This window comes from Actinomadura luzonensis, assembly GCF_022664455.2.
Taxonomy (GTDB): Bacteria; Actinomycetota; Actinomycetes; order Streptosporangiales; family Streptosporangiaceae; genus Nonomuraea; species Nonomuraea luzonensis.
The window spans coordinates 5078652-5097572 of record NZ_JAKRKC020000001.1 but is presented as its reverse complement, the minus strand read 5'-3'; the positions used below and the strand labels follow the sequence as shown (position 1 = coordinate 5097572).

Genomic DNA, 18921 nt, shown 5'->3' with positions numbered 1-18921 from the left:
CGCTGTCAAATGTGGATGACGTCGTCGCCGATCTCTCCCAGGACCGGCCGCGCCTGGGGCGCAGCAGCACGGCCGAGCGCGTGGCCGACATCCTGCGCGAGCGCATCAGCCAGGGCTTCTTCAGCCCGGGGCAGCGGCTGTCGGAGGAGGCGATCTCCGAGGCGCTGCGGGTCTCGCGCAACACGCTGCGCGAGGCGTTCCGGCTGCTCGGGCACGAACGGCTGCTGGACCACCAGCTCAACCGCGGCGTCTTCGTCCGCCTGCCGTCCGCCGAGGACGTCCTCGACCTCTACCGCGTGCGGCGCGTCCTGGAGGGCGCGGCCGTGCGCCGCCCGCCGTCGCCGGCCGCCCTCGCCGTGATCAAGGAGGCCATGCGCGACGCCGAGCAGGCCGCCGCCGAGGACGACTGGCAGCGGGTCGGCACCGCCAACATCCGCTTCCACCAGGCCCTCGTCTCGCTCAACGACAGCCCCCGCCTCGACGAGGTCATGCGCCAGCTCCTCGCCGAGCTGCGGCTGGTCTTCCACGTCATGGACAACCCGCGGGCCTTCCACGAGCCGTTCGTCGAGCGCAACCGGGCGCTGCTCGCGCTCATCGAGACCGGCCGGCCGGACGAGGCCGCCGCCTACCTCGACGACTACCTCGACCACGCCGAGAAACTGCTCGTCCACGCCTACGAGCCGAACCGCTAACGTGGGCCCATGGACCGGATCTTCACCCTCGACGAGGCCCGCGCCCTGCTGCCGGAGATCATCGACGACGCCGGCACGGTGATCGCCGCCCGCGCCGACCTCGCCGAGATCGCCCACGACCGGCAGGCCCGCGGCTCCTCCGAGCTCGGGGGCATCCCCGAGATCAAGGCGCTGGAGGCCCGCATCGAGGAGATCCTGAGCGGCTGGACCGAGCGCGGCATCGAGGTGAAGGGCATCGCGCCGGTGCTGGTGGACTTCCCGGCGATGCTGGACGGGGTCTCGGTGCGGCTGTGCTGGATCGAGGGGGAGCCCGAGCTGGGTTGGTACCACCGCACCGACCTGGGCTTCGCCGGCCGCCGGCCGCTCTGAGCCGCCTAACGGCCGGAACGCCCGGGCGGGGCCGCCGGACGCTGATCCGGCCCGCCGCCGTTCCCGCCGTTCCCGCCCGTGCCGCCGACGCCGTCGTTCCCGCTGTTGCCGCCGTTCCCGTCGTCGCCGCCGTTCCCGTTGCCGTTTCCGTTGCCGTTCCCGTTGCCGTTGTTCGCGGCAGGGCCGGCGTCGTTCCCCGGGTGGTCGCTCCCGCTCGCGGCCTGCTCCGGCGGCCGGCGCGTCTGGCCGGGAGGCGTGCCGTGCGGGTTCCCGCCGGGCCGCCCGGCCGGCGTCGTGCGGGCGGCGTGCGGCCTCGCGCTCCTGACGGGAGCCGCCGCCCGCGACGTGCGGGCGGCCGCCGGAACGGCCTGACGGGACGGAGGCCGTGGCCCGGGCGGCGCGGGCCCGGGGTCGCGCGCGCGGCGCTCGGGCGCGTGGAGGTCGGGCGCGTGGAGGTCGGGCGCGCGGCAGGTGTGGCGTGGGCGCAGGCCCGGGGCGCGACCGGCGTCACGGCCGCGGGCAGCGCGGGCAGCGCGGGCGGCGCCGGCGGCACGGCCTCGACCGGCGAGGCGGCGGGACGGTGGTGGAGCGCGGCAGGCGGCGTCCCGCCCGGGTCGCCCGCCGGCGGTGCCACCGCGTCCAGGCCCGGCGAGCTGCCGGGCAGCGCCGCCAGCACGAGGGCCGTGACGATCTGCAGAGCGCCCGCCACCACGGTCGAGACCCGCGCGGCCCGCGCCCGGTCCCGCCGCCAACCGCTCCGCCCGCCGGCCTCGCGACCTGCGGCTCCGCCTGTCAGCCCGACCGTTCCGGCGGCAGCTGCCATGCCGTGCCCTCCGCCCTCGCAGAGATCAACAACCTCGATCTAGACATGGATGACAGCCCCGGTCAAGAGCCCGCCGGACCGTGGCCGAGTCGTGACCCAACTCACCGGCCCGCCCGGGTGTCTAAGCAGGTGAGCGAAAGGATCACCCCCATGAGGCACCCTTCGGCGGCCGCCGCCCTCCTGGCCGCGGCGGTCATCGGCGGAGCGGGTCTCGCGACCGCTCCCGCCGCGGCGGCCCGCACCGGTCAAGCGCCGGTCCGCGCCGCCTGGCTCGCGTCCTGTCCCGACAAGAAGCACGACACCGTCGTCCCGTGCGGCCACTGGCGGCTGCTGCTGCGCGACGGCAGGCAGACGACCGTCCGCGACGCCGCGATCGGCCAGATCGACGGCTCGGGCGGCGAGATCCGCGACCTGACCACGTTCACGGTCAGCGCCGACGGGCGCGTGGTCGCCTACGAGCGCGCCCGCGACCACCGCCTGATGGTCCGCCGCGTCGGCGGCCCGGCGAAGGCGCTGCCCGCCGGCCTGCGTCCCAAGGGCGTCGGCACCGACGACCTGAAGATCGAGCTGTCGCCCACCGGCGACAAGCTGCTCATCGACTACACCGACGAGCCCGCCCGCCTGCCCACCAAGGTCGTCACCGTCGCCACCGGCAAGGTCGTCGAGCTGCCCGCCGGCGACGACGCGCTCGGCTTCAGCGGCGACGGCGACGAGGTGCTGACCGCCCGCTACCGCTCCGACCACACCACCGCCCTGTACGCCCGGCCGCTCGGCGGCGCCCCGACCAGCGGCACGCCGCCGCAGGTCGTGGCCAACGCCCCCGCCCACGCCCTGGCCCCGGACGGCAGGACCGTCGCCTCGGTCACGACGGGCGACGCCGCCGCGAAGCGGCCGTCCCGCGTCCGGCTGTACGACCTCGACAGCGGCGACCTCTCGGCCGCCGTGGACCTGCCGCTGACCCGCGGCGAGACGCCCTACGCCCTCTGGTACGCCGCCGACGGCACTCTCCACGTGCTGACGCAGCGCGGCGACGAGGGCGAACCGGCGGTGATACGGGTGCTCACCGCCGACCCGCTCTCCGGCGACGTCCGGCAGAGCGACCGCTACAGCATCAGCGAGCGCGCGTACGCCTACTACGCGGCGGGGGAGTGACCGGCATGAGAAGAACGACAGTCCTCGCGGCCCTCACGGCGGCGGTCCTGGCCGCGACGGTCACGCCGCCGGCCCACGCAGCCGCCCACGCAGCCCCCCACGCCGGGCCCCACCACGGCGGCGACAGCGTCAGGTACGCCTCCATCAAGGGCTGCCAGAGCCGCGACGGCGGCAACCGGCCGTGCGGCGGCTGGCGGCTCGTCCTGCACAGCGGCAGGACCACCACCCTGCCGGACGCCCAGGGCGTCGCGCTCGACGCCAGACGCAGGAAGCTCACCTACCTGCCGGCCCCGATCGCGGTGAGCGGCGACGGGCAGCGGATCGCGTACTTCACCAAGGCGGGCCGGCTCGCCGTCAGGACGCTCGGCGGCGGCGTCCGGCTGCTGCCCGCCGGCGCGCTGCCCCGCACCGGCCAGGACGCGGTCACGCTCCAGCTCTCCGACGACGGCTCCCGCCTGGCCGCCGCCTACCAGGGCGACGAACCGCACCCCACCCTCGTCTTCGACACCGCCACCGGCCGCCGCCTCGGCGCGGTCCCGGCCGGGCAGACCCTGCTGGGTTTCAGCGGCGACGGCGACGAGGTGCTGACCAGCGCCGAGGGCGACGACACCGTCACCGACCTGGTCGTCCACGACGAGAGCGGCGACCAGCTCGCCCGGGTCACCCCGCCGCAGGTCGTCGTCCAGAACGCCCCGCAGGCGCTGGCCGCCGACGGGCGCAGCGTGGCCGTCGTGGTGCAGGGCCGCAAGCCGGAGCTGGTGACGTACGACGTGCAGTCCGACCAGGTCACCGGGCGCAGGAAGATCACGCTGCCGGAGGGCTCGGTCGAGATGGTCGACTGGACGGGCGACGCCCAGGTGACGGCGCACATGTCCCGCGCCACCTCGAAGGGCACCAGGATGACCATCGTCCAGATCGACACGGCGACGGGCGCGGTCCGGGTCAGGGACCGCTACACGGTGCTGAAGGACTCCTTCGTCTTCGCCGCCTGCGGCGGCTGACCGGCGGCCGGGCCGGGCTTACGCTGCTTGCGTGGAGGCTCACTCGACCAAGGCGACGGCCGCGCGGGCCGTCGACCTCTGCGTGGCGCTGCTGCACGAGCAGCCGTCGATCGAGACGGTGACGCGCGTCCTGAACGCGCACGGCGAGAGCGGAGCCCTCGACCTCGGCGAGGCGGACGTCGCCGCCCTGCGCGCCGCCGCGGCCCGGCTGCGCGAGGTGCTGGCCGCCCCCGACCCGGGCCGGGCGGCCGCCCTGCTCAACCGGCTGCTCGCCGACGCCGCGCGCCCGCCCCGGCTGACCGACCACGGCGGCGCCGCGCACTGGCACCTGCACGTGGACGGCGGCGACGGGCGCCGTGCGCCGAGTGGTTCCTCGCGTCGTCGGCCATGGCGCTGGCCGTGCTGCTGGCCGACTACCAGCGGGTGCCGGGCGGGTTGTGCGCCTCGCCGAGCTGCGGGCGTCCGTACCTGGACCTCGGCGGGGGCAGCCCGCGCCGCTACTGCAGCGCCCGCTGCGCCACCCGGGAGCGGGTGGCGGCCCACCGCTCCCGCGCCGCGTCCGGCGTGCGTTAGGGGCGGCGGCGGAGCGGGAAGGCCCAGGGTGCGAGGACGGGCGGGGCCCGGCCTGTACGGACTGCGTACCGCACAGGCCGGGCCCCGTCCCGCTGCGTCTGGGGGGAGGCGTCAGCCGGAGCCGGTGGTGATCGCGAAGCGCGCGCCGAACGGGTCGGCGAGGAACGCCGTCCGCCCCGCCCCCTGCCCGGCGGCCGCCCGCAGCGTCCCGCCGAGCTGCTGCGCGAGCGCGGCGCTCGCGTCGCAGGCGCGCACCTCGAAGTACGGCAGCCAGTACGGCTCGCCACCGTCGCCGTTGTCGCTACCGCCGCCGGCGTCGTCGCCGTCGAGCGCGGCGATGCCGCCCATGGCCGACGCGGCGCCGCCCCCGGCGGGGAAGAGGACCGGACGGGACGTGCCGCCCACCGGCTCGTCCCGGACCGACCAGCCGAAGACCGCCCGGTAGAAGGAGCGGGCGCCGCCGGGGTCAGAGGTGCGCAGCTCGACCCGGCTCAGCGAGCCCGGCTCGGCGACCAGCCCCACGCCCTCGTTGCGGCCCGGCTGCCACACCGCGAAGCGCGCCCCGGCCGGGTCGGCGCACACCGCCATGCGGCCCTGGCCCTCGATGTCGCGCGGCGGGACGGCGACCGCGCCGCCCGCCTGCTCGACCGTCTTGGCGGCGGCCTCGGCGTCGGCGACCAGGAAGTAGGTCAGCCAGGACGCGGCCGGGCCGTCCGGGGTGGCGTGGCTGATGCCCGCGGCCGTCCTGCCGCCGATCCGGCACAGCCGGTAGTCGCGGTGCCCGGGGCCGAGGCTGACCGAACGCCAGCCGAACAGGCCGCCGTAGAAGGCGTCGGAGGCGTCGACGTCGGGGCTGGAGACGTCGAGCCAGCAGGGCGCGCCGGGGAGGTGGGGGAGAGTGAGCATGCGGTGCTCCTTCGCGTGACGAAGCGGCGGGTGGCCTCCTCACCTCACGGCGCGGTCGGAGGGCGACGCCACCCGGTCCGGCGACCGCCAGCCTGGCACGGGCCGGCCGCCGGCGGAAGCGGCCAGGCCGGAAGTCGAAAACGTGTTTGAAGCATGGCGTACACTCGGGGCATGACAGTGGCGTTCCAAGCATCTTTGCTGGGTCTCGGCGAGGAGCTGGGGCTCGGGCCGCTCGGCGCGTCGGTGCGCCGCACCCGGCTCGGCCACGGCGCCTGGATCGACCTGCGGCCGGGCTGGCTGTCCGGCGCCGACACGCTGTTCGAGCGCCTGGCCGCCGAGGTGCCGTGGCGGGCCGAGCGGCGGCGCATGTACGACCGGTTCGTCGACGTCCCCCGGCTGCTGTGCTTCTACGGCGAGGACGAGCCGCTGCCCGACCCGATCCTCGACGACGCCCGGCGGGCGCTCGACGCCCACTACGGCGAGGAGCTGGGCGAGCCGTTCCGCACGGCCGGCCTGTGCTTCTACCGCGACGGGCGCGACAGCGTGGCCTGGCACGGCGACACGACCGGCCGGGGGAGCAGCGAGGACACGATGGTCGCCATCCTCTCCGTCGGCGACCCGCGCCCGCTCCTGCTCCGGCCGCGCGGCGGCGGTCCGTCCATCCGGCGCGACCTCGGGCACGGCGATCTCATCGTGATGGGCGGGAGCTGCCAGCGCACGTGGGAGCACGCCATCCCCAAGACGACGCGGCCGGCGGGGCCGCGGATCAGCATCCAGTTCCGCCCGAGCGGCGTCCGCTGACCCCGGGGGCGCCCGCATCGGCGTCCGGTCCCGCCCCAGTGGCGTTCGCCGGCCCCGCGGGCGCCCGGATCAGCGCCCGCTTCCGCCCGAGCGGCGTCCGCCGGCCCCCCGAGGGGAGCGCGGACCTGCGTCGGTCGCGCTGGAGCGGTGCGTGGGGCGGGGCGGAGGGGGGCGGCCGACCCCAGGGAGCGGGTCAGGTGAGGCGGAGGCGGGCGACGCGGCCCTGCTCGCCGGCGGCCCAGCAGGCGCCGTCGCGCGCGCACGCCACCGTGTCGAACGAGCCGCCGTCGAACGTCTCCCACGTCCGGCCGCCCGTCCACGTCACGTCGCTCCCCGACGGCCCGACCGCCACCGCCGCGAACGGCGGGTACGGCAGCCACGCCACCCCCGACCGGTAGGCGGGCGGCGGTGCGCCGGCCGGCCGCCAGGTGGCCCCGCCGTCCCCGGTGAGCGCCGCCGCGTCGGGCGACGGCCGGCCCGCCTGGTAGTCGCCGCCGACGGCGAGGCCGTGGTGCCGGTCGCGGAAGGCGAGCCCGAAGACGCCGCGCGCCGGGTCCCCGGCCGGGACGGGCGTGTCGGCGACGGTCCAGGTCCGGCCCCGGTCGGCGGAGTGGAAGACGCGCGCCCGCGCGGCCCCGCCGGTGGCCAGCCACGCGTTCCGGCCGCCCGCCGTCACCAGGCACTGCCCGCTCGCGGCGAACCCGGCCTCGCCCGGCAGCGCCTCCGGCATCCCGTCCGGGGGCAGCACCCGCCAGCTCCGCCCGCCGTCGTCCGTGGCGAGGACGCGGAACCTGCCGTCCACCGGGTCGCTCACGGCCAGGCCGTGCCGGGCGTCGAAGAAGGCCAGGCAGTCGTAGAAGGCCCGCGGCTCGTCGTTGCGGAACGTCTCGGCCCAGGTGCGCCCGCCGTCCTCGGTGCGGTAGACGCGCGAGTCTTCGCCCTCGCCGATGGACAGCGCGACGGCCCGGCGCGCGTCGAACGCCTCGATGTCGCGGAACTGCAGCCCTTCCGCGCCGGACGGGGAGACGTTCTCCCAGCGCCGGCCGCCGTCGGTGGTGCGCAGCACGGTGCCCTCGGAGCCGGAGACCCACGCGACGTCCCGGCTGACGGGGGACAGGCCGCGCAGGCGGGCGCCCACCCCGGTCTCCTTGAGCTCCCAGCCGAGCCGCGGCGGGCCGCCGGCCGCCTGCGCGGGGGAGGGGCTGCCCGCCGTGAGCACGGTGGCCGCTGACAACACGCCCAACACGATGCGAAGCCTCATGTCGGGCAAACTAGACCAGATAGATCATTCCGTCTATGGCTTCAGGAACCCGGCGATGAGCGCGCCGACCCGTCCGGGCGACTGCCGGTTCGCCCAGTGGCCGTGACCCGGCAGGATCTCCAGCCGGGCGCCGGGGATGAGCTTCGCCGCGGCCCTGGTCCGCGCGGGCCGCACCGCCCGGTCCCGGTCGCCCTGGATGAGCAGGGTGGGGCAGGTGATCTCCGGCAGGCGCGGGCGCAGGTCGACGCGCATGCGCAGGAAGCCGATGGAGGCGTTCTGCCAGTCGGAGGAGCCGCCGCGGGCGTGCCGGGACTCCTCGACGATCTCGTCCACGACGTCGTCGAGGTCGGCGACGGGCCCGGCGAACAGCTCCCGCGCCACGAACCGGGCGATCATCGCCCGGCTCCTGAAGACCAGCCGCGGCAGCGTCCTGTTGAGCAGCGGCAGCCGGGCCACCAGCCAGAGCGCCTGGTGCACCACGGGCGGGAACGCGCTGATCCCCGCCGGGGCGAGCGCGACCAGCCGCTCCACGCGGGCGGGATGCTCGATCGCGTACGCCAGCGCGACCGCGCCGCCCTGCGACAGCCCCACCAGGCTCGCCGAGGGCAGGCCGAAGTGGTCGAGGACCTCGGTGACGCAGCGCAGCAGGCGCTCGTGCGTCGCCCGCCCGCGCCACGGCACGCTGCCGCCCTGCTTCGGCCAGTCGAGCGCGTACACGCGATGCCCGGCCGCCAGCACCGGGATGAGGTGCCGCCAGCTCAGCAGCGCGTTGTCCAGGCCCGCGCCGCTGAGCAGCAGCACGGCCGGGCCGCGCGCGCCGGCGGTGAACACGCGCAGCCTGCCCTCCGGGCACCGCAGGAACGTGCTGTCGAATCCGGTCACGCCCCCAGCATGCGCCATGGGCACGCGGCTCAGGCGGCGCCGCGGGCCGCGCCCCACTCCAGCAGGTCCTCCGCCGTCGAGAACCGCCTGCTGGAGACGGACTCGCCGAGGATCACGCCCACCAGCGTGCGCCCGTCCTCCTGCCCGGCGAAGGCCAGGCAGTACCCGGCCGCGCGGGTGAAGCCGGTCTTCAGCCCGATCGCGCCCGGCGTGCCGAGCAGCCGGTTGGTGTTGCGCCAGACGTAGGAGCCGTGCCCGGGGCCGGCGTCGAGCGTGTGGTAGCGGGTGCCGGCGGCCTGCCTGATCAGCGGGTTCCGCAACGCCTCGGCGGCCAGGCGGGCCTGGTCGCGGGCGGTGGACCAGCCGTCGCCGCCGGGGGTGGGCAGGCCGTCGGCGTTGACGTACCTGGTGTCGGTCATGCCCAGCTCGCGGGCGGTCGCGTTCATCCTGGCGACGAAGCCGTCCACGCCGGGCCCGTACGTGCGGGCCAGGGCGTGCGCGGCGTCCGCCCCCGAGGGCAGCATGAGGGCGTAGAGCAGCTCGCCCACGGTGAGCCGGTCGCCGGGACGCAGGTCGGCGGTGGTGCCGCCGCCGTCCTCGGCGTACTCCTCGTCGGCGGCGGAGATCTTCACGACGTCCGTCGGCCGGGCGCTCCGCAGCACCACGTACGCGGTCATCGTCTTGGTGAGGCTGGCGATGGGCATGCGCTCCGCGCCGTCGTCGTCGAGCAGCACCTTGCCGGTGGAGGCGTCCAGCAGGTACGCCGCCCGCCCGTGCACCACGGGGGCGTCGAGCGCGGCGGCGGGAGGAGCGGTGATCGGGGCCGGCGCGTCCGCGTACGCGGGCGCCACGAGCCCCGCGGCCAGGGCCAGGGCGCCGGCCACGGCGGCCAGGCGGGCTTTCCTGTTACGCATTACCCCAGGTTGCCGCCGGTTTTGGGGTGAGTTTGACAACGATTCTGACAAGGCGTCCGGAAAGCCCGGCGGCGTCGGCGGTTCCGCCCGGGTAGATCTTTGCGGTGTCCGCCTCTCAGCGGCCGCCCCAGAAGTCGTCCTGCACCCGTTCGCCGTGCAGGAGCTGCGCGAACAGGTCCTCCCACAGCGGCATGACGAGCTCCGGCGCGTAGGCCCGCGCGGTTTTCGCCGCCTCGCGGCCCATCCGCACCCGCAGCCGCCGGTCGCCGATCACCCGGTCGAGCGCGGCGGCCAGCGCGTCCACGTCGCGCGGCGGGACGAGCACGCCGTCCACGCCGTCGCGCAGCACGTCCCCGGGGCCGGTCGGGCAGTCGAAGGCCACCACCGGCAGGGCGTGCGTCATGGCCTCGATCATCACCATGGGCAGGCCCTCGAAACGCGAGCTCAGCGCGTACACGGAGGCGTCGCTCAGCTCCCGCTCCAGCCGGTCGGTACGCCCCGGCAGCGACACGTGCCCGCCCAGCCCGTGCTGCTCGACGAGCCCCGTGAGCTCGCCCCGGCGCGGCCCGTCGCCGAAGATCCGCAGCCGCCACTCCGGGTGCTCGGGCACGACCTGCGCGAACGCCTCGATCAGCAGGTCGAACCCCTTCTGCGGCACCAGCCGCCCGGCCGCGACCACGACCGGGTTCACCTGCTGCGACGGCTCCTGGTCCACCTTGTGCACGGCGTTCGGGATCTGCACGATCGGGGTGCGCGGCAGCAGCCGCTGGTACTCCAGCCGGTTCGTGCGGGTCAGCACGGTGACCGCGTCGAGCCGGCCGTAGTGCCGGGCGATCTCCCGCAGGATCGGTTCGGGGTAGGCGGACAGGTTCATGTGCTCCTGCGCGACCCGCACGACGCTCCGCGGCGTGCGGCGGGCCGAGATCAGGTTCAGCGCGGGCCGCGTGGTGACCAGCACGCCGTCGCGCAGCCCGGCGCAGTAGTCCATGACCGCCCGCTCCACCGCCTCGGTGAAGTAGTCCGCGGCGAACTCCCCGCGCGGCACCATCTTGCCGCGCAGCCGCCGCCACGCCCTGCGCGGCACCGAGTCGGGCCGGCGGCCGCCGCGCTGGTCCACCAGGGCGCTCAGCGTGATCCGGGGGTCCAGCCTGAACTGCGGGTCCTCGCGCCGCCGCACCACGCTGACCAGCTCGACCTGGTGCCCGGCCGCGGCCATCGCGTTGGCCTGGTTGACGACCGTGCGGATGGTCCCGCCCATGCCGTACGCGTGCAGCATGAGATAGCGGATCTTCACGTCGCGGGACCCTCGGCCTGCCGGTTCATGCCACGGCAGGCTACCGCCCGTTCCTGGCAATTGCCTGGCAACGTTTCGGCAGGCGGCGGCGCGCCGGAGCCCAACGTCACCCGACCCGAGGACCTTCGGCGGTGTCCTGGCCCGCGCCGCGGAGAGGTGATGGGGGCATGACGACACCCGACACCCCCGGCCCCGGAGGCGGCGGCCTGCACCGGCTCGACCGCTGGATGTACCGCGGCGGGCGCCCCAACCGCCTGGCCCGCGCGCTCAACCGGCTCTGGGCCGCGGTCTTCGCCGCCGGCCTGCTCCAGCGGGAGCGGCTGGCCACCCTGGAGGTGCGCGGCCGGCGCACCGGCCGCCTCATCTCCTTCCCGGTCGTCGTCGCCGACCACGAGGGCGGGCGCTACCTGGTGGCGATGCTCGGCGCCGGCACGCAGTGGGCGCGCAACGTCCGCGCCGCGGGCGGCGAGGCGACGCTGCGGCACGGCCGCCGCGAGCCGGTGCGCCTGGCCGAGGTCCCCGAGCCGGAACGCGCCCCGATCCTGCGCCGCTACCTCGCCTGCTCCCCGGGCGGCCGCACCCACATCCCGGTCGAGCAGGACGCCCCGCTCGCCGCGTTCGAACGCGTCGCCGCCCGCTACCCCGTCTTCCGGATCGAGCCCCGTTAGCCGGCCCGCCGGCCAGTACGTGGACCGGCGTGGAACCTCCTGGAACGCCTCCCCCGTGTACGGGTGCCGGAGGAGCACCCGTCCACGAGGAAGAGGAGTCCGGCATGTCCAGATCTCTCGGGAAGTATCGGGTCCTTGGCGGTGCGGCGGCGCTGGCCCTGCTGTCGGCCGGGCTGTCGGCCGGGCTGATGGCGCAGCCCGCCGCGGCCAAGCCCTGCTACGGCGACTGCCAGCCCGGCGTGGTCCGCGGCTTCGGAGACCTCCGCTACGACGCCCCGGTGGGCGTGACCGACCAGATCACCGTCACCGCCGCCAACGGCTTCTACGTGCTCACCGACCCCGCCGCCGCGATCATCGCGGGCACCGGCTGCACGCTGGTGACCCCGCACGAGGCGCGCTGCCCGATCGGGCCCTCCCCGTCGATCCGCGTCCGCGCGCTGGACGGCGACGACGTGGTCACCAACGCCACGTCGTTCCCCGCCGAGCTGAACGGCGACCCGGGCAACGACCGGCTGATCGGCGGCTCCGGCCCGGACGTGCTGATCGGCGGGGCCGGCGCCGACGTCCTGCAGGGCGGCGCGGGCTCCGACACGGCCGGCTACTCGGGCCCGCCGACCAGCACCGGCGTCCGGGCCGACCTGGACGGCGCGACCGGCGACGACGGCAGCGCCGACGACGGGCCGGCGGGCGCCCGCGACACCATCGCCGCCGACGTGGAGAACCTGGAGGGCACCAACCACGACGACGTGCTCATCGGCAACGCGGGCCCGAACGTCATCGACGGCGACGGCGGCGCCGACCGCGTCCAGGGCCTGGGCGGCGACGACCAGCTCACCGCGCACGGCAACGGCGCCATCGACGGCGGCGCCGACAGCGACCACTGCGTCTCCGACATCCGCCTCGGCGGGGTGGCGGCCGACACCTTCGCCGGCTGCGAGTTCACCAAGGTCATCACGTTCTAGGCGGGGCCCGGCCGGGCCGTCACTGCCCGGCCAGGCCGGTGTGCGCCACCCCGCGCACGATCTGCCGCTGGAACAGCACGAACACCACCAGCAGCGGCAGCCCGGCCAGCACCACCGACGCCATGATCTGCGCGTAGCGGAGGCCGAAGGTGCCCTGCACGACGTTGGCCAGGCCCACGGGCAGCGTCATGGTGTTCGGGTCGGTGGAGACCAGGAACGGCCACAGGAAGTTGTTCCACGTCGTGATGAAGGTGAAGATCGACACGGCGGCGAGCACCGGCCGCGACAGCGGCAGCACGATGGTGAAGAACACCCGCCAGCGGCCCGCCCCGTCCACGAACGCCGCCTGCTCCAGCTCGGGCGGCACGTCTTGGAAGAACTTGAACAGCACGTACACGATGAGCGGCGCGGCCACCTGCGGCAGGATGATCGACCACCAGGTGTCCACCAGGCCGAGCGCCACCATCTCGGCGAACAGCGGCGCCATGAGCACCTGCGGCGGCACCATGATCCCGGCCAGGATCACCGCCAGCAGCGTGCGCCGGCCGCGGAAGTGCGTGCGGGCGAAGCCGTAGGCGGCCATCGCCGACAGCAGCACGGTCAGCAGCGTCACCAGCACCGCCGTGACCGTCGAGTTGATCGCCCACTTGACGATGCCGCCGGTGCCGAGCACCAGCCGGTAGGCGTCCAGCGTCAGCTCGCTGCCGAACCACCGCAGCGGCAGCTTCGTGGTCTCGGTCTCGGGCTTGAGCGAGGTGGCCACGGCCCAGGCGAGCGGCGCGAGCCAGACGGCCGCCAGCACCAGCGCCACCACCAGCAGCACGAGCTGGCCGGGACGGAACCGCTTGGTCATGAGGAGCCCTCCGCGCGCTTGCGGAACAGCCGGAGCTGTGCCAGGGACACGACGACGATGATGGCGAACAGGATGTAGGAGACCGCCGAGGCGTAGCCGATGCGGTAGCCGGTGAAGCCGGTGTCGTAGGCGTACTCGATGATGGACCTGGTGCTGTCCTGCGGGCCGCCGCCGGTCATCAGGTAGATCTGGTCGAAGACCTTCAGCGAGGCCAGCAGCTGCAGCACCACGATGAGCGCGGTGGTGCGGCCGAGCATCGGCAGCGTGATCGAGCGCAGCCGGTTCCAGGCGTTCGCGCCGTCGATGGCGGCGGCCTCGTACAGGTGCTGCGGGATCGACTGCAGCGCGGCCAGGTAGAGCAGGAAGTTGAAGCCGACCGTCCACCAGACCGTGGTCAGCACCATCGCCCACATCGCCACCGACGGGTCGCCCAGCCACAACACGTCGATGCCGAGCGTGCCGTTGATGAGGCCGTAGCCCGGCGGGTAGATCATTTGCAGCCACAGCAGCGACACCACGGCCGACGGCAGCAGGAACGGCCCGAAGAACGACAGCCGCCACAACCACTGCACGAACCGCAGGTGGTGCACCAGCAGCGCGAACCCGAGCCCGAGCAGCACCAGCGGCACCGTGCTGAGCGCGGTGAAGACCAGGGTGTTCCAGAGCGAGCGCCACATGAGCGGCGCGCGGAACGCCTCGGCGTAGTTGGCGAAGCCGACGAAGCCGTCGTTGGTGCCGGCGATGTTGACGCTGGACAGGCTCATCCGCACGCCGAGGATCACCGGCCAGACCAGGAACGCCACGTAGACGGCCAGGAAGGGCACCACGAACAGCAGCCCGTGCTGCGTCCAGGCGTGCCTGACCTTGGTCCCGGCGGCGGGCGGGGCGGCCGCGGGGGCCGCGACGGTGGTGGCCATCAGCGCTCCTGCCTCGGGAAGGGGTTCGGGGCGGCGAGCAGCCGGGACAGCGACGCCTTGGCCGCGGCCAGGCCGTCCTCCGGCGAGCGCTGCCCGCTGATCACCGGCGAGAACGCCTCCCCGAACTCGAGCCACATCCGCGACGCCGAGCCGGTGAACCACACCTGCGGGTCGAGCGCGACCTCGGTGATGACCGATCGGTACTCCGACTGCGGGTTCAGCGCGAGGTAGGCGGGCTGCTGCAACGTCGGCAGGTACGCCGGCACGTGCCCGGCCACCGCCCAGTCGGCGCTGTGCTTGACCAGGTAGGCGATGAAGCGGTACGTGGCCCGCTCCACCTCGGGGTCGCGGCTGCGCTGGTGCGGCAGCACGAACGAGTGGCAGTCGGCCTGCGCCGAGGCGCCGCCGAAGACGCTGGGGAAGCGGGTCATGCTGAACGGCGTGCCGCGTTCCTTGAGCCCGGTGACCTCCCAGTCGCCGTTCCACAGGAACGCGGCCTGGCCGTTGGTGAAGGCGGCGACCGACGCGCCGTAGTCGGTGCGCCAGTCGCACAGCCCTTCGGTGCCGAGCCGGGCCATCAGGCGCAGCGCGGCCAGGGCCTTGCCGTCGTCGATCGCGATGTGGCGGCCGTCCGGCGTCAGCAGCGCGCCGCCGCTCTGCGGGTAGAGCGACCACCACACCCGCCAGGGGCCGACCGTGCCGAGGCCGAGGGCGTCGAAGGCGAGCGGCGGCTTGCCGCCCATCGCGTCCTTGGCCTGGCGCAGCATGGCGATCAGCTCGTCCTCGCCCTTGGTGGGGCGCAGCTTGCCGTCCGGGCCGAGCAGGCCGGCCTTGCGGCAGATGTCGGTGTTGTAGTACTGCACCATCGGGTGGGCGTCGAACGGGATCGCGTACAGCACGCCGTCGAGGTGGGCGCGCTCCCAGATCGGCGGGGAGAAGTCGGAGCCGCGCAGGCCGGCCTCTTCCAGCAGCCGCACGTCGATCGGGTCGAGGATCCGGCCGGCGCCGATGCCGGCCAGCCGGGCCAGGTGGAAGGTGGCCAGGTCGGGGGAGCGCCCGCCGGAGCCGGCCATCGCGATCTTGGTGTAGTACGGCTCGCCCCAGGCGAGCACGTTCTCCTCGACGCTGACGCCCGGCTCGGCCTGGCCGAACGCCTTGACCATCCGGTTCATGATGATGCCGTCGCTGGCGCCGAGGAAGTGCCAGTACCGCACGCGGGTCTGGGACGAGCCGAGCCCCATCGGGATGGCGCAGCCCGTGGCGGCCGCTCCGGCGAGCGCCAGGCTGCCGCCGAGGAGAGTCCGGCGGGAGACGTGAGGGGGACCTTCTTGCACGGTGGCCTCTTCCTTCACCGAGCTGCAACGTGACCAGGTTCTCGTTGACAAGGGGATGATCGAGGCGGTCATGGCGGAGTAGGGGCGTGCCGCGGCACGGCGAGGTGGACGGCCGTCCCGGGGGTGTGACGGCGGCGCGGCCCGCTGTTTCGGCGGGGTTACCCGAGTGTTAGCGGTAACACCAAACGTGTCAAGGGTCCTCGGGCAAACGGTTTCCACGCCTGGTGACGCCGCCGGCGCGGCCCGCGCCTGAGCGCGCGATCAGGCGCGGAGCGGACGTCCGGCCCGGCTCAGGGGCGGCTCAGGGGCGGCTCAGGCGGCTCAGGGATGGCTGGGTGCGGGGCCGGTGCTCTCGCGCACCACCAGCTCCGGCTCCACGAGCCGGCGGGCCTCGGGCTCCTCGCCCGCCATCCGCTCCAGCAACATGTGGAAGGCGTGCCTGCCGACCTCGCCGAAGTCCTGCCGCACGGTGGTCAGCGGCGGCCAGAAGTACGCGGCCTCCGGGATGTCGTCGAACCCGGCCACGCTGACGTCCTCGGGCACCCGCCGCCCCGCCTCGCGCAGCGCCCGCAACACCCCGAGCGCCATCTGGTCGTTGGCCACGAACACCGCCGTCACCTCGGGCTCGGCGGCCAGGCGGCGGCCGAGCCGGTAGCCCGAGCGCGAGCTCCAGTCGCCGCGCAGCACCTCGGGCACCGGCCGCCCGGCGGCCTCCAGCACGCCGCGCCAGCCCTCGATGCGGCCGTTGGCGTCGAGCCAGTCGGCCGGCCCGGCCACGTGCCAGACGCTGTGGTGACCGAGGCTGAGCAGGTGGCGGGTGGCGCGGATCGCGCCGGTGCGCTGGTCGACCTTGGCCACCGGCACGGGGATGTCGTCGCCGGCGTCGACCGCCACCACCGGCATCTCGGGCGGCAGGTGGCGCAGCCCGTCGGCGGCCGACTCGTGCGGCGCCACGATGATCACGCCGTCGACCGCCTGGGCGCGCAGGCGCTCCACGCCCTCGCGGATGGAGGTGCGGTTGAGCGAGCTGAGGCTCGCGATGCTGACGTTGTAGCCGGCGTGCCGGGCGGCCTGCTCGACGCTGTAGAGGGTGGAGGCCGGGCCGTAGAGCGTGGTGTCGATGCTGACCACGCCGAGCACGCCGGAACGGCCGGTCACGAGCTGGCGGGCGGCGTGGTTGGGCCGGTAGTCGAGCTCCTTGACGGCGGCCAGCACCCGCGCCCTGGTCTCGGCGCGCACCCGTTCGGGCGCGTTGAGCACCCGCGAGACGGTCATCGTGGAGACCCCCGCGAGAACGGCGACGTCCATGAGCACCGCCGGCCTGCCGGTCTTGGATCGCACCGCGGCTCACCCCCTTGCCGGTAACGCTAACAGGCCACAGGGGTGAGCGCGCGATCTCCAGCGCAAGGATGTCCGGGTCCGGTCAGGACACGTAGGGCCAGCCCGCCGCGTCGTAGGCCAGCCGGTTGACGCCGAGCCGGGCCCGGCCGTCGTCGCCGTACCAGTGGTAGAAGAGCAGATCGCCGCCGTCGGCCAGCACCGCCTCGTGGCCGGGGCCGTGGATCGAGCCGTGGCCGGCCAGCAGCTCGGTGCCGCCGCCCGCGGTCATCGCCCGGCCCGAGCGGTCGGTGTACGGGCCGGTGACGCTGGTGGAGCGGCCCACCATGACCCGGTACGTGCTGGCCGCGCCCTGGCAGCAGGCGTCCCAGGAGACGTACAGGTAGTAGGAGGCGCCGCGCTTGACGATGAACGGGGCCTCGATCGCGGTGGTGCCGCCGCTGCGGCGGGCCAGGTCGTACACGGCGGTGCCGGAGCGCAGGCCGGTGCTCGCGTTCAGCGGGATCATCTTGATGCCCGTCCAGAACGAGCCGAAGCTCAGCCACCACCGGCCCTGGTCGTCCACGACCAGGTTGGGGTCGATCGCGTTGTACGTGCTGGACGTGCTCGTGCTGATCACCAGGCCCTGGTTCGTCCACGACCCGGACGCGCCCGTGGTGCTCGTGGCCAGGAAGATCGCCGAGTTGTTCGAGCCGAACGTGGAGGCCGAGTAGTACAGGTAGTAGCGGCCGTTGCGGTAGGAGAGGTCCGGCGCCCACAGGCTGGCCGAGCCGCCCGTGTACGCCCGCGTCCACGGGGCTCCCGACGGGAACGCCGGGCCCGCCTCGCGCCACGCGGTGCGGTCGGCCGAGGTCTTGAGCACGATGTTGTCGCCGGTGTGGGCGAGCAGGTAGTCGCCGGCGGGCCGCCTGACCACGCTCGGGTCGTGCACGAACACCGCTCCGGTGACCGGCAGCGGGTCCGGGTAGGCGGCCGCCATGGCCGTGCAGGCCACGAGGCAGAGCACGCCGGCGAGCCGTTTCAGCGACGGCGCGGGGACCGCCAGGATTCTGCGGATCATCGTGGGGCTCCTCTGGTAGCGCTAACATCAGCGGGCCGAGGAAAGCCCCGTGATTGTTGGGCGACCGCGCCCGCGGTGTCAACCACCGCTGAAACTTTCAGCTCGCGCGCGTCGAGGTGCGTCGCGGCCAGGAGAAGGCTGGTGGACGATACTGGGATTGAACCAGTGACCTCTTCCGTGTCAGGGAAGCGCTCTCCCGCTGAGCTAATCGTCCTTGTGAGGTGGCGACGGGATTTGAACCCGTGTGGACGGCTTTGCAGGCCGCTGCCTCGCCTCTCGGCCACGCCACCGAGTCTTCGAACCCGCTCCGAGCGGAAGACGGGATTCGAACCCGCGACCCTCACCTTGGCAAGGTGATGCTCTACCACTGAGCCACTTCCGCGTTGCTGCTTTCACAACTCTAGCGGGTTTTCGGAGCCGATGCTTACTTGCGGAGCTGGCGGGCCACGCTCCGCTCGGTGGCGGGCAGGCTCAGGAAGATCTCCAGGATGCGCGTGAGCCGGTGGACCTCGATGCGGTGGAAGGCGGGGCCCTCCGAGCGGGCCAGGACGAGGGCCAGCGCCAGCGGCGGCAGCGGGGCGTGGATGACGTGCAGCCCCTCGCCGAGGGTCAGGGCGGTGGGGCGGGCGGGCATCTCGCCGGGGAGGTCCAGCTCCTGCGGGGCGCGCCAGCTCGCGTACAGCACGCGGTCGCCGCCGAGCGTGGCCGCCCAGTCGGCGCTGAACAACACCGGCAGCGAGTCGACGAGCGTGGTCAGCGCGCGGTCGCCCGCCGTGGTGATGTACTTGAGTATCTCCAGCTCAGGATAGGTGCCGGGCGCCTCGCGGGTCGGCCAGACGCCTTCGACGGCGACGTCCTCGACGCTCTCCAGGCTCTTGACCAGGTGCTGGCGGGAGGTGGTCTCCGGGCAGAAGATCGTGAGGTCGTCGAGGGCGGTGCCCGCGCCGCGGTCGAGGACGGTCACCTGGGTGATGTCGGCCCCCGCCGCCCCCAGGACCTTGGTGACCTGCGCCAGGGAGCCCGGCCGGTCGGGCAGCGTCACGCGCACACGAAGAAGCATCCATCCCCCTCCGCCGAAGATGCCGGGCACCAGCCTATCGGCCGAATACCGGTCACGGCCT

The 18921-nt window shown here is 74.5% G+C and carries 20 protein-coding genes and 3 tRNA genes; 9 read left to right on the top strand and 14 right to left on the bottom strand.

All coding sequences use genetic code 11. The annotated features are described in order from the left end of the window. Positions 1–2: 2 nt before the first annotated feature. The 6 genes from MF672_RS24280 (at position 3) to MF672_RS24255 (ending at position 4610) form a co-directional block, all read left to right on the top strand. Positions 3–692, top strand: a complete 690-nt coding sequence (locus MF672_RS24280) for a GntR family transcriptional regulator (protein WP_407654780.1) — start codon at positions 3–5, stop codon at positions 690–692. Between the two features lie 9 nt (positions 693–701). Continuing rightward, on the top strand, positions 702–1061 hold the full coding sequence (locus MF672_RS24275) for a DUF2203 domain-containing protein (RefSeq protein ID WP_242382498.1): 360 nt from the start codon (positions 702–704) through the stop codon (positions 1059–1061). Between the two features lie 150 nt (positions 1062–1211). Then, positions 1212–1433, top strand: a complete 222-nt coding sequence (locus tag MF672_RS24270; protein WP_247815402.1) for a hypothetical protein — start codon at positions 1212–1214, stop codon at positions 1431–1433. A 601-nt stretch (positions 1434–2034) separates the two neighbouring features. Next, positions 2035–3036: a TolB-like translocation protein gene (locus MF672_RS24265; protein ID WP_242378073.1), complete on the top strand. Its 1002-nt coding sequence runs from the start codon at positions 2035–2037 to the stop codon at positions 3034–3036. Between the two features lie 5 nt (positions 3037–3041). After that, complete coding sequence (locus MF672_RS24260; RefSeq protein WP_242378072.1) at positions 3042–4037, top strand: YncE family protein; 996 nt, start codon at positions 3042–3044, stop codon at positions 4035–4037. A 387-nt stretch (positions 4038–4424) separates the two neighbouring features. Beyond that, positions 4425–4610, top strand: a complete 186-nt coding sequence (locus MF672_RS24255) for a CGNR zinc finger domain-containing protein (protein WP_247815401.1) — start codon at positions 4425–4427, stop codon at positions 4608–4610. Between the two features lie 111 nt (positions 4611–4721). Here MF672_RS24255 and MF672_RS24250 read toward each other — a convergent pair whose 3' ends face one another. After that, positions 4722–5516 (bottom strand): VOC family protein, encoded by a 795-nt coding sequence (locus MF672_RS24250; RefSeq protein WP_242378070.1) that lies wholly within the window; start codon positions 5514–5516, stop codon positions 4722–4724. Between the two features lie 171 nt (positions 5517–5687). On the opposite strand from MF672_RS24250, the gene MF672_RS24245 reads away from it, so the two are divergent. After that, positions 5688–6317 carry an alpha-ketoglutarate-dependent dioxygenase AlkB gene (locus tag MF672_RS24245; RefSeq protein WP_242378069.1) on the top strand — a complete coding sequence of 210 codons (630 nt, stop codon included), beginning with the start codon at positions 5688–5690 and terminating at the stop codon, positions 6315–6317. A 193-nt stretch (positions 6318–6510) separates the two neighbouring features. On the opposite strand, the gene MF672_RS24240 is transcribed toward MF672_RS24245, so the two are convergent. From MF672_RS24240 to MF672_RS24225, 4 genes are all read right to left on the bottom strand, one after another. After that, entirely contained in the window at positions 6511–7578 is a 1068-nt protein-coding gene (locus MF672_RS24240; protein ID WP_242378068.1) for a beta propeller repeat protein, read from the bottom strand. A 33-nt stretch (positions 7579–7611) separates the two neighbouring features. Continuing rightward, positions 7612–8460: an alpha/beta fold hydrolase gene (locus MF672_RS24235; RefSeq protein ID WP_242378066.1), complete on the bottom strand. Its 849-nt coding sequence runs from the start codon at positions 8458–8460 to the stop codon at positions 7612–7614. Between the two features lie 29 nt (positions 8461–8489). Continuing rightward, entirely contained in the window at positions 8490–9374 is an 885-nt protein-coding gene (locus tag MF672_RS24230; RefSeq protein ID WP_242378064.1) for a D-alanyl-D-alanine carboxypeptidase family protein, read from the bottom strand. 115 nt (positions 9375–9489) lie between these two features. Continuing rightward, entirely contained in the window at positions 9490–10668 is a 1179-nt protein-coding gene (locus MF672_RS24225; RefSeq protein ID WP_242378062.1) for a glycosyltransferase family 4 protein, read from the bottom strand. Positions 10669–10835: 167 nt separating this feature from the next. Here MF672_RS24225 and MF672_RS24220 point away from each other — a divergent pair, with 167 nt between their 5' ends. Together MF672_RS24220 and MF672_RS24215 are read left to right on the top strand one after the other, a co-directional pair. Beyond that, on the top strand, positions 10836–11336 hold the full coding sequence (locus tag MF672_RS24220; protein WP_242378059.1) for a nitroreductase/quinone reductase family protein: 501 nt from the start codon (positions 10836–10838) through the stop codon (positions 11334–11336). A 104-nt stretch (positions 11337–11440) separates the two neighbouring features. Then, positions 11441–12298 (top strand): calcium-binding protein, encoded by an 858-nt coding sequence (locus MF672_RS24215; RefSeq protein WP_242378057.1) that lies wholly within the window; start codon positions 11441–11443, stop codon positions 12296–12298. Positions 12299–12317: 19 nt separating this feature from the next. On the opposite strand, the gene MF672_RS24210 is transcribed toward MF672_RS24215, so the two are convergent. The 9 genes from MF672_RS24210 to MF672_RS24170 form a co-directional block, all read right to left on the bottom strand. After that, positions 12318–13151 (bottom strand): carbohydrate ABC transporter permease, encoded by an 834-nt coding sequence (locus MF672_RS24210; RefSeq protein WP_242378055.1) that lies wholly within the window; start codon positions 13149–13151, stop codon positions 12318–12320. Beyond that, positions 13148–14068: a carbohydrate ABC transporter permease gene (locus MF672_RS24205; protein ID WP_242378053.1), complete on the bottom strand. Its 921-nt coding sequence runs from the start codon at positions 14066–14068 to the stop codon at positions 13148–13150. Before MF672_RS24205 ends, MF672_RS24210 begins: the two co-directional genes overlap by 4 nt. Beyond that, the gene (locus MF672_RS24200; protein WP_242378051.1) at positions 14068–15402 is read right to left on the bottom strand and encodes an extracellular solute-binding protein; all 1335 of its coding nucleotides are present in this window, start codon (positions 15400–15402) and stop codon (positions 14068–14070) included. Before MF672_RS24200 ends, MF672_RS24205 begins: the two co-directional genes overlap by 1 nt. Before the next feature lie 321 nt (positions 15403–15723). Further along, the gene (locus MF672_RS24195) at positions 15724–16710 is read right to left on the bottom strand and encodes a LacI family DNA-binding transcriptional regulator (RefSeq protein ID WP_242378075.1); all 987 of its coding nucleotides are present in this window, start codon (positions 16708–16710) and stop codon (positions 15724–15726) included. A gap of 115 nt (positions 16711–16825) precedes the next feature. Beyond that, a complete protein-coding gene (locus MF672_RS24190; protein WP_242378048.1) occupies positions 16826–17800 on the bottom strand; it encodes an arabinan endo-1,5-alpha-L-arabinosidase in 975 nt (324 codons plus the stop codon). Positions 17801–17939: 139 nt separating this feature from the next. Then, a tRNA-Val gene (locus tag MF672_RS24185) sits at positions 17940–18014 on the bottom strand. Between the two features lie 5 nt (positions 18015–18019). After that, positions 18020–18090 (bottom strand) — tRNA-Cys (locus MF672_RS24180). Positions 18091–18110: 20 nt separating this feature from the next. Beyond that, positions 18111–18182 (bottom strand) — tRNA-Gly (locus MF672_RS24175). 42 nt (positions 18183–18224) lie between these two features. Further along, the gene (locus MF672_RS24170; RefSeq protein WP_242378046.1) at positions 18225–18860 is read right to left on the bottom strand and encodes an ACT domain-containing protein; all 636 of its coding nucleotides are present in this window, start codon (positions 18858–18860) and stop codon (positions 18225–18227) included. Positions 18861–18921: the final 61 nt, after the last annotated feature.

Bases quoted from the DNA above. Each gene is read 5' to 3' on its own strand.
- MF672_RS24170 (WP_242378046.1), bottom strand. From the start codon at position 18,860: ATGCTTCTTCGTGTGCGCGTGACGCTGCCCGACCGGCCGGGCTCCCTG.
- MF672_RS24240 (WP_242378068.1), bottom strand. From the start codon at position 7,578: ATGAGGCTTCGCATCGTGTTGGGCGTGTTGTCAGCGGCCACCGTGCTC.
- MF672_RS24210 (WP_242378055.1), bottom strand. From the start codon at position 13,151: ATGACCAAGCGGTTCCGTCCCGGCCAGCTCGTGCTGCTGGTGGTGGCG.
- MF672_RS24205 (WP_242378053.1), bottom strand. From the start codon at position 14,068: ATGGCCACCACCGTCGCGGCCCCCGCGGCCGCCCCGCCCGCCGCCGGG.
- MF672_RS24245 (WP_242378069.1), top strand. From the start codon at position 5,688: ATGACAGTGGCGTTCCAAGCATCTTTGCTGGGTCTCGGCGAGGAGCTG.
- MF672_RS24215 (WP_242378057.1), top strand. From the start codon at position 11,441: ATGTCCAGATCTCTCGGGAAGTATCGGGTCCTTGGCGGTGCGGCGGCG.
- MF672_RS24260 (WP_242378072.1), top strand. From the start codon at position 3,042: ATGAGAAGAACGACAGTCCTCGCGGCCCTCACGGCGGCGGTCCTGGCC.
- MF672_RS24190 (WP_242378048.1), bottom strand. From the start codon at position 17,800: ATGATCCGCAGAATCCTGGCGGTCCCCGCGCCGTCGCTGAAACGGCTC.
- MF672_RS24195 (WP_242378075.1), bottom strand. From the start codon at position 16,710: ATGGACGTCGCCGTTCTCGCGGGGGTCTCCACGATGACCGTCTCGCGG.
- MF672_RS24220 (WP_242378059.1), top strand. From the start codon at position 10,836: ATGACGACACCCGACACCCCCGGCCCCGGAGGCGGCGGCCTGCACCGG.
- MF672_RS24265 (WP_242378073.1), top strand. From the start codon at position 2,035: ATGAGGCACCCTTCGGCGGCCGCCGCCCTCCTGGCCGCGGCGGTCATC.
- MF672_RS24230 (WP_242378064.1), bottom strand. From the start codon at position 9,374: ATGCGTAACAGGAAAGCCCGCCTGGCCGCCGTGGCCGGCGCCCTGGCC.
- MF672_RS24250 (WP_242378070.1), bottom strand. From the start codon at position 5,516: ATGCTCACTCTCCCCCACCTCCCCGGCGCGCCCTGCTGGCTCGACGTC.
- MF672_RS24255 (WP_247815401.1), top strand. From the start codon at position 4,425: ATGGCGCTGGCCGTGCTGCTGGCCGACTACCAGCGGGTGCCGGGCGGG.
- MF672_RS24275 (WP_242382498.1), top strand. From the start codon at position 702: ATGGACCGGATCTTCACCCTCGACGAGGCCCGCGCCCTGCTGCCGGAG.